The sequence below is a fragment of the Aeromonas sp. FDAARGOS 1411 genome (genome assembly GCF_019047125.1).
Classification (GTDB): domain Bacteria; phylum Pseudomonadota; class Gammaproteobacteria; order Enterobacterales; family Aeromonadaceae; genus Aeromonas; species Aeromonas veronii.
The window spans coordinates 3475001-3490856 of record NZ_CP077214.1; the positions used below are offsets into that span (position 1 = coordinate 3475001).

General features: G+C 61.1%; 14 protein-coding genes (1 of these 14 only partly in view). 5 read left to right on the forward strand and 9 right to left on the reverse strand.

The features are described from left to right. A protein-coding gene (gene polA / locus I6L41_RS15685) for a DNA polymerase I (RefSeq protein WP_216959915.1) crosses the window boundary here: on the reverse strand, nucleotides 1-2379 show its 5' portion. Its footprint begins 387 nt before the window's first position; the window shows 2379 of its 2766 coding nt (coding positions 1-2379); its start codon is at nucleotides 2377-2379; its stop codon lies off the left edge, out of view. Between the two features lie 400 nt (nucleotides 2380-2779). Between polA and elbB the strand changes: the two genes are divergently transcribed. Further along, a complete protein-coding gene (gene elbB, locus I6L41_RS15690; protein WP_216959917.1) occupies nucleotides 2780-3430 on the forward strand; it encodes an isoprenoid biosynthesis glyoxalase ElbB in 651 nt (216 codons plus the stop codon). Between the two features lie 72 nt (nucleotides 3431-3502). On the opposite strand, the gene I6L41_RS15695 is transcribed toward elbB, so the two are convergent. From I6L41_RS15695 to I6L41_RS15710, 4 genes are all read right to left on the reverse strand, one after another. Beyond that, on the reverse strand, nucleotides 3503-3712 hold the full coding sequence (locus I6L41_RS15695; RefSeq protein WP_005339554.1) for a cell division protein ZapB: 210 nt from the start codon (nucleotides 3710-3712) through the stop codon (nucleotides 3503-3505). Nucleotides 3713-3958: 246 nt separating this feature from the next. Beyond that, the gene (locus I6L41_RS15700) at nucleotides 3959-5239 is read right to left on the reverse strand and encodes a hypothetical protein (protein ID WP_216959920.1); all 1281 of its coding nucleotides are present in this window, start codon (nucleotides 5237-5239) and stop codon (nucleotides 3959-3961) included. Nucleotides 5240-5259: 20 nt separating this feature from the next. Then, complete coding sequence (gene cysE, locus I6L41_RS15705; protein ID WP_005339552.1) at nucleotides 5260-6039, reverse strand: serine O-acetyltransferase; 780 nt, start codon at nucleotides 6037-6039, stop codon at nucleotides 5260-5262. An 8-nt stretch (nucleotides 6040-6047) separates the two neighbouring features. Beyond that, entirely contained in the window at nucleotides 6048-6959 is a 912-nt protein-coding gene (locus tag I6L41_RS15710; RefSeq protein ID WP_005339551.1) for a cation diffusion facilitator family transporter, read from the reverse strand. An 85-nt stretch (nucleotides 6960-7044) separates the two neighbouring features. Between I6L41_RS15710 and I6L41_RS15715 the strand changes: the two genes are divergently transcribed. The 3 genes from I6L41_RS15715 to trmL all read left to right on the forward strand — a co-directional run bounded on the left by I6L41_RS15715 (nucleotide 7045) and on the right by trmL (nucleotide 9631). Then, nucleotides 7045-7740, forward strand: coding sequence for a response regulator (locus I6L41_RS15715; RefSeq protein WP_005339549.1), 696 nt, complete (start codon nucleotides 7045-7047; stop codon nucleotides 7738-7740). Beyond that, nucleotides 7722-9092: an ATP-binding protein gene (locus I6L41_RS15720; protein WP_005356054.1), complete on the forward strand. Its 1371-nt coding sequence runs from the start codon at nucleotides 7722-7724 to the stop codon at nucleotides 9090-9092. The genes I6L41_RS15715 and I6L41_RS15720 overlap by 19 nt, the downstream gene beginning before the upstream one ends. Nucleotides 9093-9166: 74 nt before the next feature. Then, the gene (gene trmL, locus I6L41_RS15725) at nucleotides 9167-9631 is read left to right on the forward strand and encodes a tRNA (uridine(34)/cytosine(34)/5-carboxymethylaminomethyluridine(34)-2'-O)-methyltransferase TrmL (protein WP_064339004.1); all 465 of its coding nucleotides are present in this window, start codon (nucleotides 9167-9169) and stop codon (nucleotides 9629-9631) included. 13 nt (nucleotides 9632-9644) lie between these two features. Here the strand turns inward: trmL and I6L41_RS15730 are convergent, their stop codons facing one another. The 4 genes from I6L41_RS15730 to lexA form a co-directional block, all read right to left on the reverse strand. Next, complete coding sequence (locus tag I6L41_RS15730) at nucleotides 9645-10934, reverse strand: MATE family efflux transporter (RefSeq protein WP_254203428.1); 1290 nt, start codon at nucleotides 10932-10934, stop codon at nucleotides 9645-9647. Between the two features lie 74 nt (nucleotides 10935-11008). Further along, complete coding sequence (locus tag I6L41_RS15735) at nucleotides 11009-11635, reverse strand: SCO family protein (protein ID WP_005357419.1); 627 nt, start codon at nucleotides 11633-11635, stop codon at nucleotides 11009-11011. 209 nt (nucleotides 11636-11844) lie between these two features. Continuing rightward, entirely contained in the window at nucleotides 11845-12060 is a 216-nt protein-coding gene (locus I6L41_RS15740) for a hypothetical protein (RefSeq protein ID WP_019446524.1), read from the reverse strand. 484 nt (nucleotides 12061-12544) lie between these two features. Then, nucleotides 12545-13168 carry a transcriptional repressor LexA gene (lexA, locus tag I6L41_RS15745; protein ID WP_005339540.1) on the reverse strand — a complete coding sequence of 208 codons (624 nt, stop codon included), beginning with the start codon at nucleotides 13166-13168 and terminating at the stop codon, nucleotides 12545-12547. Nucleotides 13169-13372: 204 nt separating this feature from the next. On the opposite strand from lexA, the gene plsB reads away from it, so the two are divergent. Further along, the gene (gene plsB / locus I6L41_RS15750; RefSeq protein WP_019446525.1) at nucleotides 13373-15796 is read left to right on the forward strand and encodes a glycerol-3-phosphate 1-O-acyltransferase PlsB; all 2424 of its coding nucleotides are present in this window, start codon (nucleotides 13373-13375) and stop codon (nucleotides 15794-15796) included. Nucleotides 15797-15856: the final 60 nt, after the last annotated feature.

Here is a 15856-nt window from a genome sequence, read left to right on the forward strand (position 1 = left end):
ATACTCCAGCACGCCCGGGTAGCGTTCGAAGTAGAGATCCATGTACTTCTGCGCTTCGGCACGACCGATCCCCAGCTGCTTGGCCAGACCGAAGGCACTCATGCCGTAGATAAGGCCGAAGTTGATCGCCTTGGCGCTGCGGCGCATGTCGGTGGTGACAGCATCGAGCGCCACGCCGAACACCTCGGCGGCAGTCGCCTTGTGGATGTCCTTGCCCTCGGCAAAGGCGGTCAGCAGCCCCTTGTCACCGGAAAGGTGCGCCATGATGCGCAGCTCGATCTGGGAGTAGTCCGCCGCCACCAGCTTGTAACCGGCGCTCGGAATAAAGGCCTGACGGATCCGGCGCCCCTGCTCGTTGCGCACCGGGATGTTCTGCAGGTTGGGATCAGATGATGACAAACGGCCCGTAGCCGCTACCGCCTGATGATAGGAGGTGTGCACCCGCCCGGTCCGGGGCTTGATCATCAGCGGCAACTTGTCGGTGTAAGTGGACTTGAGCTTGGCCAGACCGCGATGTTCCATCAGCAGTTGCGGCAGCTCGTAGGTCTCCGCCAGCTCGGCCAGCACCTCTTCTGCGGTGGACGGCGCCCCCTTGGGGGTCTTTTTGATGATCGGCAGCCCCAGCTTGGTGAAGAGGATCTCCCCCAGCTGCTTGGGCGAGGAGAGGTTGAACTCCTGCCCGGCCAGCTCATGGGCCTGCTTCTCCAACTCCGCCAACCGCAGCTCGATCTCCTGGCTCTGCTGGTGCAGCAGCTTGGGATCGATGGTGGTGCCGAGCAACTCCATCCGCGCCAATACCGGCAGCAGGGGCAGTTCGATCTCGCTGAATACCTTGGCAAGGCCCGGCACGGCCTCCAACTGACCCCACAGGGTCTGATGCAAGCGCAAAGTGATATCGGCATCTTCCGCCGCATAGGGAGCGGCCTGCTCCAGCTCGATCTGGTTGAAGGTGAGCTGTTTCACTCCTTTGCCCGCAATATCTTCAAAGGAGGTGGTCTCGACCCCGAGGTAACGCTTGGCCAGCGAATCCATGTCGTGGCGGCTGGCGGTGGAGTTGAGCACGTAGGACTCGAGCATGGTGTCGTAGGCAATGCCCTGCAGGTCGATATCATGGTTAAGCAGCACGTTGCGATCGTACTTGAGATTCTGCCCCACCTTGAGACGGGTCGGATCTTCCAGCAGCGGCTTGAGCTTGCCCAACACCACGGCCTCGCTCAGCTGTACCGGTGCCCCGAGATAGTCGTGGCCAAACGGCACATAAGCAGCCTTGCCCGGTTCGACGGCGAAGGAGACCCCGACGATCCGCGCCTCCATATAGTCGAGACTGGTGGTTTCGGTATCGAAGGCAAACAGCGGTGCCGCTTTTAGCTGTTCCAGCCAGCCGTCAAACTCGGCTTCGTCCAGAATGCAGCGGTAGTCGGTTTCGATGGCGGCAACCGGAGCGGCGCTCTCATCGCCAGCCTCGCCCTGTCCGGAGCTCTCGCTGCCCTCTTCACCACCGGATTCCAGCTCCCTGATCAGGTTGCGCAGCTCGTATTCGCGATAGACCGCCAGCAGGGACTCCTTGTCGACCGGCTTGAGCAACAGCTCTTCCAGACTCTGCTCCAGCTCGACATCGGTCTTGATGGTCGCCAGTCGATAGGAGAGACGAACCTGCTCCTCCTGCTCGCGGAACTTGTCGGCGAACGCCTTGGAGCCTCGGAAACCGAGCGCGGCAACCTTGTCCAGATTGGCGGCAATCTCGTCGATACTGCCAATCCCCTGCAGCAGGGCCAGTGCGGTCTTTTCACCGACGCCGGTCATGCCGGGAATGTTGTCGACCTTGTCACCCATCAGGGCCAGATAGTCGATGATGAGCTCGGGCGGTACGCCAAACTTCTCGATCACCCCTTCCCGATCGGTCTTCACATCTTTCATGGTGTCGATCAGGGTGACATGGTCGGAGACCAGCTGTGCCATATCCTTGTCACCGGTGCTGATCAGGACCGGCAGCTGCTTCTCGGTCGCCTGGCGGGCCAGGGTGCCGATCACGTCGTCGGCCTCCACCCCCTCCACCATCAGGAAGGGGAAACCCATCGCCTTGATCATCTGGTGGATAGGGGCAACCTGGCTGCGCAGATCGTCCGGCATGCTGGCGCGGGTCGCCTTGTACTCGGGATAGATGTCGTCGCGGAAGGTCTTGCCCTTGGCATCAAACACCACGGCCACATGACAGTCAGGATATTGCTTGCGCAGGCTGCGCATCATGTTGGCCATGACACGGACGGCGCCGCTCGGCAAACCGGTCGATGTGCGCAGATCGGCCTGCTGGGAGGCGAAGAAGGCACGGTAAAGATAAGAGGAGCCGTCGACCAGAATAAGGGGGTTGCTAGGGGCCATGAAATCGTCCTGCCAGAGATAAACAGCCGCTAGGATGCCACAGGGCCCCCCTCACACCAAGGGGCGCAGCAACAGCACACAGCGCCTGATAAAGGGACTCAATCTGTGGATAACTCTGTGTTCAAAAATGGTGCGCATCAGAGTGCACAGTGATAAAACTGTGCATAAGAATATAAAAGTCCATTAAAAACAATATATTGAGATCGCAAAAACCGATCGCGAGACAGTTAGAATGATCTCGATCAATGTGGAAAAAGATTTAAGGGAGTAGGTACGGCAGGATCCAAAACGAAACAATCCTAGCACAGCAAGATGACTTGACCAGCGGAGGGCGAGCGATAACCATACAAAAATACAACAATCCATCCTGGCTCACATTTTCAACAACGAGGAGTTTGCCATGAAAAAAGTGGCCGTGATTTTGAGTGGCTGCGGTGTCTTTGACGGGGCCGAAATCCACGAGGCCGTCATCAGCCTGCTGGCGCTGGCCCGTCAGGGAGCCGCCGTCCAGTGCTTCGCCCCGAACGTGGCACAGCTCCATGTCATCAACCACCTGACCGGTGAAGTGGGCGAGGGAGAGAGCCGCAATGTGTTGGTCGAAGCGGCCCGTATCTGCCGTGGCCAGATAAAGGATGTGGCCGAGCTGGATGCGGCCGATTACGACGCGCTGCTGGTGCCCGGCGGCTTTGGCGCGGCCAAGAACCTGTGTGACTTCGCTGTCAAAGGGGCCGAGTGCCAGATCCAGCCCGATGTGCTGAAAGCGTGCCAGAGCTTTGCCAACGCCAACAAACCGGCCGCCTATATCTGCATCGCGCCCGCCATGATCCCGCTGATCTATGGTGCCGGGACGCTGGCGACCATCGGCCATGACGAGGGTACCGCCAACGCCATCGAGGCGATGGGTGGCAGCCATCTCAACTGCCCGGTCAACGAATTCGTGGTGGATCAGGAGCGCAAGGTAATCTCCACCCCCGCCTACATGCTGGCCAACAACATAGTCGAAGCGGCGGACGGCATCGAGAAGACGGTCAAGCAGCTGCTGGCGCTATAATCCTCACCCTGCCAAAAACAGACGGGCCGCTCATGGAGCGGCCCGTTATCAATTCTGCCTGAAGGCGATGAATTAGATGGTTTCGCCCATCTGATCCATCTTGCCCAGCAGAGCACGCAGACGCTCCTGCCATGCAGTGTGCTCGTTGCGCAGCTGATGGTTCTCGTCTTGCAGCTTGCTGTTCTGCTCTTTCAGCTCGTCCAGCTCCATCTTCAGCAGGGAGATGTTGTCGACGGCGGATTGTACTTTGGATTCGAGTTGCTCAAGGACTTCTAGTGACATATGCATACCTGTTTGTTCAATTGCGATGCCCCACAGAGGGCGATTCAAGCGCGTGAAGCCAGCATACCCCGAGCGCATCGGCACAAACAAGCCAGTGCGCTGTAAAATGCGCCTTCCATAGATGTATTGTCTAAATATGCGTCTATTTTTCTCGCATCCTGCGCCCGAGCCGCGACAACACACTGAAGCGTGCGTAAAAGGCCCCGCCGCCCGCGCATCATTTGCACCCTCTCGACGGAATCGCCGTTATCCATGCAAGGCGATATAAGCCCCCAGCAACAGACAGGCGACCACATACATCAGCAGGCCGTAGAGCAGGTTCCAGCGCAGGATCAGCCCGGCACTGAGGTTGTAGCGGGAAGCCAGCGCCAGATTGGAGCCGGAGAGCGGACTGGTGCCGGTGGCAAGCCCCCACCCCAGCAGGAAACACATGCCGAGCAGGCTGGGATCCGGCGCCAGCGGCCAAAGCAGCGGCGCCAGCCCGGAGATACTGATAAGCGGATGCACCCCGACGATGGCCACCAGCAAAATCAATAGCAGAGTGAGGGATGCCTCAAGCCAGCCAAAGTGGTTGAACAGTGGCAGGCCATGACCGGCACCGAGATCGATGACCGACAACGCACTGTTGATGCCTGCCGCCAGCAAACCGGCCCCCAGAAACAGCACCAGCTGGCCACCGATGGCGGGGAAGCGCTCCACCACCTGCCGCTTGAGGGCCGCCTTGCGCCCGACCCTCGGCATAAAGAGCAGCGCCAGCAGCGGGGCCACCAGCGCGATCACCGCCAGAATGCCGAGCTGGGGCCAGATCTGCTTGATGAGGAGAACCAGCAACGCCAGCGTGACCGGCAACCCCAGGGTCTGCAGCCGCAGCGGATAACCGGCAAAGTCGGCCACCCCGATCCGCTCCACCTGCCAGGCGGTCAGCCCCATCGCCAGCAAGGCGGCGAGGATCCCGAACGGCAGAATATGGGAGAGTTGCAAACCCGGCGCATAGGTCAGTGCTACCGCCATGGCGACAAAGAAGGGCGACCAGAAGGCAGCGGCACAGAAGATCCGGCTCAGTAGCATCACCTGACGCCGCTCCAGGGTGCCATTGCGCTCCAGCCGATCGCCGATGATAAACAGCACCGAGAGGTTGATGACCGCCCCCAGCAGATTGAGGCTGGCCATGGTGCTCCACAGCCCCTTGCGCCCGGTCCAGGAGGTGGTGCCGGTCAAGAGACCTGAGGTGGCGAGGTTGAGAGTGCTCACCGCGGCAAACATGGTGAGCATATTGATGTTGGGCAGCAGCCAGTCACCGGCGGTGAGGGTCGCTCCCTGCCACCAGGAGAAGAAGAGCAGCAACAGCGCCGCGCCATACAGGGCCAGCGCCTGCCGCTTGGCGGCCCCCACCAGCCAGGGCCAGGTGAGCAGTGATGCCCCCCAGGCCGCAATGGCCGCTGGCCAGGGGGAGAGCCCCAGATAGAGATGCAGCATGTTGAGCAGCCACATCCCCAAAATCAGATAACCCGACCAGCGTTTGGCCATCGACTACTCCGGCCGGGAGATCAGAGACACTGATCCATATCCAGTGAAGGCTTGTCGCACTCCGGACGGCCGACGATCTTGGCGGGTACGCCAGCGACCGTGGTATGAGGCGGCACCGGGTTGATCACCACGCTGCCCGCGCCAATTTTGGCGCCCACGCCCACTTCGATATTGCCGAGCACCTTGGCGCCCGCCCCTATCATCACCCCTTCGCGGATCTTGGGATGGCGATCGCCGCTCTCCTTGCCGGTACCACCGAGGGTCACGCTCTGCAGGATGGAGACATCATCTTCAATCACCGCCGTCTCGCCCACCACTATGCCGGTGGCGTGGTCGAACATGATCCCCTTGCCGATGCGGGCGGCCGGGTGCACATCCACCCCGAACACCACCGAGATCTGGTTTTGCAGATAGAGGGCCAGCGAGCGGCGCCCCTGACGCCACAGCCAGTTGGCGACCCGATACCCCTGCAGGGCATGGAACCCCTTGAGATAGAGCAGCGGGGTGGAGAAGAGGTCGACCGCCGGATCCCGCTCCTGCACGGCGCAGATGTCGGCCGCCACTACCGTCAGCAGCTCGGGCTCGCTGCGCAGGGCCAGCTCGATCACCTCGCGCAGGGCGATGGCGGGCATGGTGGCGCTGTCGAGTTTGTTGGCCAGCTGGAAGCTCAGCGCCGAACGCAGATTCTTGTGATTTAGAATGGTGGAGTGGAAGAAGCTGGCCAGCATCGGCTCCTGGGCCGCCATGCACTCCGCTTCTTGCTGAATTTTGTGCCAGGTTTTGGCAACCAGTTCATCCATGTTGCAGCCTACTGTTGTTCTGGGTGAGGGCTCTGTTGTTCTTTTGTCAGCACCGAGATGGGGTCCATGTGGATGATGACATCCATCCGCTCGAATGCTTGGCGTACCGCCAGTTCGGCTTCATCGGCGATCTGATGGGCCTTGACCAGGGGGATCTGATCATCCAGTTCCAGATGCAACTGTACGAATCGGGTCGGCCCGGATTGACGGGTGCGCAGGTCATGTACGCCGTGTACACCTTCTACGGCACAGCAGAGCGCCATTATTCTCGCTTGTTCTTCCGCTGGCAACTGACGATCGAGCAGGGCCTGCACCGACTCGTAACCGATGTGTCCCGCCCCCCACAACAGGAATAGCCCGATCAGGATGGCAAACAGGCCGTCGGCCCAGTACCACCCCTGCCCCGCCAGCACCAGCGCCAGCAAGACACCGGCATTGAGCAGCAGATCGGAACGGTAGTGCAGCATGTCAGCCTTGATCGCCACACTGTTGGTCTTGCGAATGACAAAGCTCTGGAAGCTGACCAGCAGCAGGGTCAGCACGATGGAGCCACCGCTGACCCAGAGACCCGCCTCCAGCCGCAAAATAGGCGCCTGATTGAGCAGGGATGAAATTCCGTGCATCACCAGCAGCAGGGCGGAGCCGGAGATAAAGGCCGACTGGATGAGGCCCGCCAGCGACTCCGCCTTGCCGTGACCAAAGCGGTGTTCGTCATCGGCGGGGGCCAGCGCATAGCGAATGGCCAGCAGGTTGATGATGGAGGCACTCACATCCATGAAGGAGTCGGTGAGCGACGCCAGCAGAGTCGACGAGTCGGTCATCAGCCAGGCGATCAGTTTGCCGATGATCAGCAAGGTAGCGGTGGTGACCGCCGCTATGCTGGCAAAGGTCACCCAACGGGAATATTGTTGATGGCTCAAAACCGGCTTTCCTCTGGCGATGAAAAACTTATTATACCCTGACCCCGGCGTCAGTTTGGCGCGAAAATCTGCGGAATAACACCAGATGAACAGAATACTCCTGGTCGACGACGATCTTGAATTGACCCAACTGCTCACCGAAATTCTGACCCTGGAGGGATTTCAGGTCACGGTCGCCGAGGATGGTGAAGAGGGGCTGCAACGGCTGGCGGAGCAGAGCTTCGATCTGGTGTTGCTGGACGTGATGATGCCCAAGCTCAACGGCTTTGCCATGCTGACCAAGCTGCGCAAGACCCACGATACCCCGGTACTGATGCTGACCGCCCGCGGTGACAGCCAGGATCGGGTCAACGGTCTGGAAGCGGGCGCCGACGACTATCTGGCCAAGCCATTCGATGACAGGGAGCTGCTGGCCCGGGTACGCGCCATCCTGCGCCGCACCCAGAGCGCCCCGCCCCAGCGCGGCAACTCCTCCGATGAAGTGCACTTCATGGATATCGTGCTGCAACCCGGCCTGCAGCAGGCCCGCTGCGGCGAACAGCTGCTGGAGCTGACCGCTACCGAATTCGGGCTGCTGGAGTGCCTGCTGCGCAATCCCGGCCAGATCGTCAGCAAGAGCCACCTCTCCGAGCAGGTGCTGGGCAAGAAGCTGGAACCCTTCGATCGGGCCATCGACATGCACCTGAGCAACCTGCGCAAGAAGCTGCCGGACCGCACCGATGGCCAGCCCCGCTTCAAAACCGTACGGGGGCGCGGGTACCTGTGGCTAGAGCAAGAATAGAGCGCATCAACTCCCTCAACGGGATCTCGACCCACATCTTCCTCTGGTTCTGGTTCATGCTGCTGGTGATGCTGGCCGCCGTGATCAGCCTGCCGACCCTGGATCCCCGCAACCAGATCCCGCTGCCGACCCACGAAGTCGCGCGGATGCAGAACAACGTGCAGGCCCTGCTCAACGCCGCCGAGCCGGATCAGGATTTCGATCTGGCCAAGGCGATGGACAAGATCGCCATGCTGCCGGTGGACAACGTCTACCTGCGCGACGAGAAGGGGCAGATCCAGTCCACCACCCATCCGCGCAAGTTCGTGGTGCGCTTTATGGTGGATGCCGATGACCCGGCCAATCCCATGCTGGGCAACGAGGATCGCAAGGCGATCGCCGGCCCCTTCCTGATGGAGCACCACGGCCATCGCTATCACGTCTATTTCGGCCTCAATGCCGAGAACCCCTATCTGTTCCTGTTCATTCAGGTGCTGGATCACCCGATCCGCATTCTGGGCATCTCAATGCTGGTCAGCACCCCGCTCTGCCTGCTGCTCGCCTGGCGGCTGACCCGCCCCATCTTGCAGTTGCAGAAATCGGTCTCCCAACTGGCGGCTGGCAATCTGGAGGTACAGATCCCCAACCTGGGACGGGGCGACGAGATCGGCCAGCTGGCGGACAACGTCAGCCGCATGGTGGAGACGCTCAAGAGCATGATCCAGAAGCAGAAACAGCTGCTTTCCGATATCTCCCACGAGCTGCGCAGCCCCCTCACCCGGATGCAACTGGCGCAGGCGCTGATCCGCCGCAAGCAGGGTGACAGCGCCGAGCTGGCGCGGATCGAATCGGAGATCGGGCGGCTGGACAAGCTGATCGGCGATCTGCTGGATCTGTCGCGGGTGCAGCAGCATGTGGAGGCGCCGGTGGTACACCCGCTGGCCGACCTGCTGGAACCCATCCTCGAAGATGCCATGTTCGAGGCAAACCAGAGCGGCAAACAGCTCAGACTGCCGCCACTGCCTGCCGAGTCGATCCAGATGTGGCCCGAGCTGTTGGCCCGGGCGGTGGAGAACCCCCTGCGCAACGCCCTCAAATATGCCCGCGAGTTCATCAAGGTGGACTGGTATCGGGAGGGACTGGAGTGGGTGATGACCATTCGGGATGATGGCCCCGGGGTGCCTGACGAGCAGCAAGCTCTGCTGTTCCAGCCCTTCTTCCGGGTCGATGATGCCCGCAACGCCAAGACTGGCGGCACCGGGCTGGGGCTGGCCATCGCCTCGGAGGCGATCCAGCGCCACGGCGGCACCATTGCGGCCAGCAACAATCATCCCACCGGGCTGACCATCACCATCCGCTTGCCCATCGCCTGATCCTTTTCATCCGGACGGGCGCTGGGTATGCTGGCGCCCCTTCTTGGCTTTACATCTCTTTGCAGGAGCTCGTCATGCTCGATATCGTCCTCTACCAGCCGGAAATTCCGCCCAACACCGGCAATATCATCCGGCTTTGCGCCAATACCGGTTACCGGCTCCATCTGATCGAGCCGCTGGGATTTGAATGGGATGACAAGCGGGTAAAACGGGCGGGACTCGACTATCACGAATTTGCCGAGGTGAAGCGCTGGCCGAGCTATGAGGCCTTTCTGGCCACAGTGGCGCCCAAGCGGGTGTTTGCCTGCACCACAAAGGGCCGAACCGCGCACTCGGCAGCACAATATGCCCTTGGCGACGCCCTGCTGTTTGGCCCGGAGAGTCGCGGCCTGCCCATCGAGATCATCGAGAGTCTGCCATTCGAGCAGCGGCTGCGCATTCCGATGGTGCCCCAGAGCCGCAGCATGAACCTATCCAACGCGGTGTCTGTCTTTGTCTACGAGAGCTGGCGCCAGCTCGGCTACGACGGTGCCATGTAAGCGCCATCGATGATCAGTGGCGGGCGTCGAGCAGGCGCCCGCTGCGCTCCAGCCGCCAGCAAGTGACCCCCAGCGACAGACCGCGCCCCACCATCAGCGCCGCCATCGCCGCCCATAGCGCGGCCACGCCCCACGACTGACAGAGCCACCAGATCGGGAAGAAGCCGCCAAATGCGGCCAGCAACATGCTGTTGCGCATCTCCCGGGCCCGGGTCGCCCCGATGAATACGCCATCCAGCAGGAAACACCAGACTGCCAGCAACGGCATGGCGATCAGCCAGGGAAGCTGGCGATTTGCCTCCGCCACCACGGCCGGAATGTCGGTGATATAGCCGATAAGGTGGGCACCAAAGAGGGCAAACACCAGGGTAAAACCACTGGCAATGAGGGCGGCCCAGCCCAGATTGAGCACGATGGCCTCCCGCAGTTTCTGCCGATCCCGCTGACCAATGGCTCGTCCTACCATGGCCTCCACCGCATAGGCAAAACCATCGAGTCCGTAGGAGATAAGCATCAGGAAGTTGAGCAGCACCGCATTGGCAGCCACCGCCACATCCCCCAGTCGTGCCCCTTGCAGAGTCATGAAGGCGAAGCAGAGCTGCAAACAGAGGGAGCGCAGGAAGATATCGCGGTTGAGGCCGAGCAACCGCACCATGGGCGCGAACTGCCGCCAGCGCTGCCAGCCATCCTGCCACACCGCCGGCGCCAGTTGCCGCAGCTGACGGCGTACCAGCCAGATGCCGACGGCCAGCGCGCAGAAGTCCGCCATGACCGAGGCCGCCGCCACACCCCGCACCTGCCAGCCGAGCCCCAGCACAAACAGGGTATCAAGCGCCATATTGACCAGATTGGTGAGGATCAACATCACCATGGGGCTGCGGGCATCCTGCATCCCCAACAGCCAGCCCATGACCACCAGATTGCAGAGCGCCGCCGGGGCGCTCCAGATCCGCACCGCCACATATTGGCCCGCATAGAGCTGCACCTCGGGCGAGCCGCCACTCAGGGCGATCAGTCGTGGCAACAGGGGGAAGAGCAACAACAGCAGCGCCAGACCAAGAGCAATGGCCAGCCCCAGCGCCCGCAGCAGGGTATCGAGCTGGGCACGACCATCGGCGGCGCCGTGCGCCTGCGCCGTCAGCCCGGTGGTCGACATCCGCAAAAAGCCGAGCAGCCAGAAGATGAGGTTGATCAGGGTCGCACCGACCGAGACGCCCCCCAGAAACCAGGCCTGACCGAGATGACCGATCACCCAGGTGTCCACCAGCCCCAGCAAGGGGGTGGTGATATTGGAGAAAACCATGGGCAGGGCGAGCGCAAAGACGGCGCGGTGGCGAGAGGGATCTCGCCACCAGGAGGCAACAGCTGGGGTCACGCTCAGTGGCCTGTCAGCTTCAGGATGCGGGCGAAGTCAGAGAGCATGGTGGCCATCTGCACCCGTGGTACCTGACCCGGCGCCACCTGCGGGCGGAATACCGCCTGCAGCTTGCCCTTGGGATTGATGAGCACGATGGAGGCGGAGTGATCGATCAGGTAATCCTTCTCCCCCTGATTGGCGATGGAGTAGATCAGCCCCAGATTGCGCACGAACGGGAACAGCTTGTCGTGGGGGGCGGTGGCCGCCTTAAATTCGGGATTAAAGAAGGCGGTATAGGTCTTGAGACGGGGAATGTCGTCACGCTGGGGATCCGCCGAGATAAACACCACCTGACTGTCGGGCGCCATCTTCTTCAGCTGGTCATAGACGGAGCGCATATCTGCCAGGGTGGTGGGGCAGATATCGGGGCAGAAGGTGTAACCGACAAACAGGAAGGTCCAGTGCCCCTTCAGGTTGGCAGGAGTGAACGGCTGGTTGTCCGCATCGGTAAAGGCGAAATCATTGATGTCCCGCCCCGCCGGATAGTAGTCGGCCTGTTCCGGCTGCTCTGGCTGCGTGGCGTAGAACACCAGGATCAGGCAGGCTGTCAGCAGCAGAAAGAGCAGGGGATAGCGGAGCTTCATCATAACAAGAGACCCTTTCAGTTCGAGGCAGATGGCCAGCAGTGACCGGACAAGAGGGGGCATTGTACCCCAGCGAGCCGCCAAGGTGGTTCAACCTTGTGCAACGCCCTGTCAGGAGTCGACCATTTGGCATAATTAATCGCCAATTTCAGCCATAAAAAAACCGGCCCCCTTGGGTGCCGGTTATGGATGGATTTGTTTGTCTCTTCTGCTCAGGGGCGAGCGTTACGCCCCTGCTGCAACATCTTGCCGATGGCCCGCACGCCGATGGGAATCACGGGGGCCAGCCAGCCCTCTTCCCCCTGGCGATCACCGTGACCCCGTTTGAACAGCAGCACCAGACGCACCACCTTCTCTTTCGGGCATCCCAGCCAGAGCGTCCAGTGCGAACCACGATGGTGCAGCCAGAGACCGTAAAACCAGGTCATCCGGCTACCTTTGACAAAACGGGTGATTGACGATTCCGCTGGCGCAGCCCCAGCCTCTGAATCCCATGGCGATCTTGATGCCATACCAGTCCTCCTTGACCGACAGGTCATGTTGCTTCGTCGGCCTGAACTGGGAACAGGCCCGTCACGACTATCTGCAACCATTACGAGTGGTCCCCTTAGCCTGACAAGGCTCGGGATCTCCCCACTCCCCCTTCATATCCCGTGAAGGTGTACTGCCCGATTCTCGTTGTTACCGGCCCTCCCGTCCCGGCGCATTGCGATGGTCAGAGGGAGGTGCCAAGCCCTGTCTCGGCGACAGGGCACTGATCTGAGCATATATCTGAAATGGATGATTGGTAGCCGGTCGCGCAGGACAAAAATGCCGCCACCGATGATCTGTTTGATATGACAAGGAAAGTGCGCCAGAAACAGCACGGCCTCCCGAAGGAGGCCGTGTGGCAAACGCAGTTGGCGGGGATGATTACATCCAGTCGGCGTTGCGGATCACCCCGACCGCCAGCCCCTCGATGGTGAGCTGCTGGCAAGAGAGATCCACCTCGATGGGGGAGAGCTCTTCATTCTCCGGCAGCAGCCATACCTGACTGCCCTTGCGCTGGAAGCGCTTGACGGTGACATCCTCATCGAGACGGGCGACCACCACCTGACCGTTGCGCACCTCCTGGGTCTTGTGCACCGCCAGCAGATCGCCATCCAGAATGCCGATGTTCTTCATGCTCATCCCCTGCACCCGCAGCAGAAAATCTGCGCGCGGGTGGAACAGGGCGGGATCAACCTGATAGTGGCTCTCGATATGCTCCTGAGCCAAGATGGGTTCACCGGCAGCGACCTTGCCGATGAGCGGCAAGCCGCTCTCTTCCAGCACCTCTTCCTCTTCGAGCAACAGGCGAATGCCGCGGGACGTGCCCGGCATGATCTCGATGACCCCTTTTTTGGCCAGGGCCTTCAGATGTTCTTCGGCCGCATTGGCCGACTTGAAACCAAGCTTCTGGGCAATCTCGGCACGAGTCGGCGGCATACCGGTCTCGCTCATGTTCACCTTGATCAGCTCCAGCACTTCGGCCTGGCGGGGGGTAAGGGGTTTCATAGAATGGGCACCTGTCTTTTTATACAGCACACTGGCAGTATATACAGTGCAGTGGCCAAGGCAAGGCGCAGCTGACATTTGTCGCAACCAACCCCTCATTTACTACTGTTTTGATCCTGCGCAGCCGACTCATCGTACCTCTCGGCGACAAGGGGCTGTCGATTTGCTATGCTCACGCCGCATTTTTTTGGAGAGCAGACGCACATGTCCCTAGGACAGAAGATTTCCAGAGCCATCTTGCAATGGCCGGTCAGCGGCTTGGTCAATCACAAGAGCCTGCCGGAAAATCCCATCACAGAACTCAATCTGGATCCGGCCAGACCCATCGTCTATGCCCTGAAAACCAGTTCGATCACCGACCTGATGACCCTGCAGCAGTGCTGCGAGGATCTCGGTCTGCCCGGCCCCTTCACGCCGCTGGAACTTAACGGCCAGCTGCTGCCGCGCTATGTCTGTCTGGATCGTCCGCCTCCCCTGTTTGGCAAACGCAGCAAACCGCTCCCCTTCCTGCAGGAGTTCCACCAGCTGCTGGATCTGCACAAGCAGGATCCCGAGCTGGATATCCAGGTGGTACCCGTCACCCTGTTCTGGGGCCGAGCTCCGGGTCGGGAAGGGGAAGAAGCCTCCGGCCTCAACATCATCAGCAGCCTGGCGCCGAACCGGCTGAAGAAGGCACTTATCGTGATCCTCAAGGGTCGCGAGAATCTGGTGCGCTTCTCGCCGCCGCTCTCCCTGCGCTACATGGCGGACAAACACGGCACCGACGAGGCCATCGCCCACAAGCTGGCGCGAGTGGCCCGTACCCACTTCAGCCGCCAGCAGCTGGCCGCTACCGGCCCGAAACTGCCGAACCGCAACCTGCTGTTCAAGCAGCTGCTCGACTCCGCGGTGATCCAGCAGGCGATTGAAGAGGAGGCCCAGCGCGAAGGGATCAGCCTCGAGAAGGCGCAAAAGCGTGCCCATGGCTACATGGACGAGATCGCCTCCAACTTCTCCTACCGGCTGATCCGCCTGGGCGAGAGCTTCCTCGGCTGGCTGTGGAACAAGCTCTACCGCGGTTTGTCGGTCAATGGCGCCGAGAAGGTACGCCAGTTGGCGCAGGAAGGGCACGAGATCGTCTACGTTCCCTGCCACCGCAGCCACATGGACTACCTGCTGCTCTCCTACGTCATCTACCACCAGGGGATGGTGCCGCCCCATATCGCGGCAGGCATCAACCTCAACTTCTGGCCGGCGGGCCCGATTTTCCGCCACGGCGGCGCCTTCTTCATTCGCCGCACCTTCAAGGGCAACCCGCTCTACAGCACGGTATTCCGGGAATACCTCAACCTGCTGTTTGCCAAGGGTTACTCGGTGGAGTTCTTCACCGAAGGTGGTCGCTCCCGTACCGGCCGTCTGCTACCGCCCAAGACCGGCATGCTGGCGATGACCCTGCAGGCGATGATGCGCGGGCTGGACAGGCCGGTCACTCTGGTGCCGGTCTATCTGGGTTACGAGCACGTGATGGAGGTGAACACCTACCACAACGAGCTTAAGGGGAGTCGCAAGGAGAAAGAGAGCTTCCTGCAGGTGCTCGGCATCCTGCGCAAGCTGCGCAACTACGGCCGTGGTTTCGTCAACTTCGGCGAGCCGCTGACTCTCAACAGCTACCTGAGCGAACACATCCCCGACTGGAAAAAGCACATCGGGGAAGAGGAGCGTCCGGAGTGGATGGCGGGCACCGTCAACAATCTGGCCGAACTGCTGATGACCCGCATCAACGGAGCGGCCGCGGTCAACGGCCTGACCCTGAGCGCGCTGGCGCTGCTGGCCGCCGAGCGCCACGCCCTGACCCGCGACGAGTTGCAGGCCCAGCTCAACACCTATCTGGATTTGCTCAAAGCGGTTCCTTACAGCCCGCAGAGCACCATTCCGGATGAGGATGCCAAGACCCTGCTGGATCAGGCGATGGAGCTCAACAAGTTCGAGGTGAGCGAGGACAAACTGGGGCAGATCATCAGTCTCGACCGCTATCAGGCGATCCTGCTGACCTACTACCGCAACAACATCCTCCACCTGTTTGCCATGCCCTCTCTGGTGGCGGCATTGATCGAACGGTGCGAGGGGATCTCCCGCAGCGAGATCATGGCCCGTTGCATCGACATCTATCCGCTGCTCAAGACCGAGCTGTTCCTGCGTTATGAAGAGGAGGAGCTGCCGGCGCTGGTCGACAGCCTGCTCGACGCGCTGCAGACCCAGCAACTGATCGAGACCCGCGATGACGGCTACTGGGTCAATCCGGCCAACCAGATGCGCCTGCTGCTGCTGGCTGAGAGCATTCAGGAGACCCTGCAACGCTACGCCATCGTGCTGACCCGGGTGTTGGCCCAGCCCCATATCGAGGCGGAGCAGCTGGAGGCGGACGGCCTGATGATGGCAGAGCGCCTCGGCACCCTGCACGGTATCAACGCCCCCGAGTTCTTCGACCAGAAGCTGTTCAGCACCCTGATCCACACCTTGCGCAAAGAGGGCTACCTCTCTCCCGAGTGCAAGCCGGATCTCGGCCGCTTCCAGGCGCTGGCCGACAACATAGTGCCGCTGCTGAGCAACAAGATCCGCCGTACCATTCAGGCAGGCAATCAGCTCTAATCTGCAACGCAAACAATGAAGGCCGCATCATGCGGCCTTCATTTTTATCGGAGTCTGCGC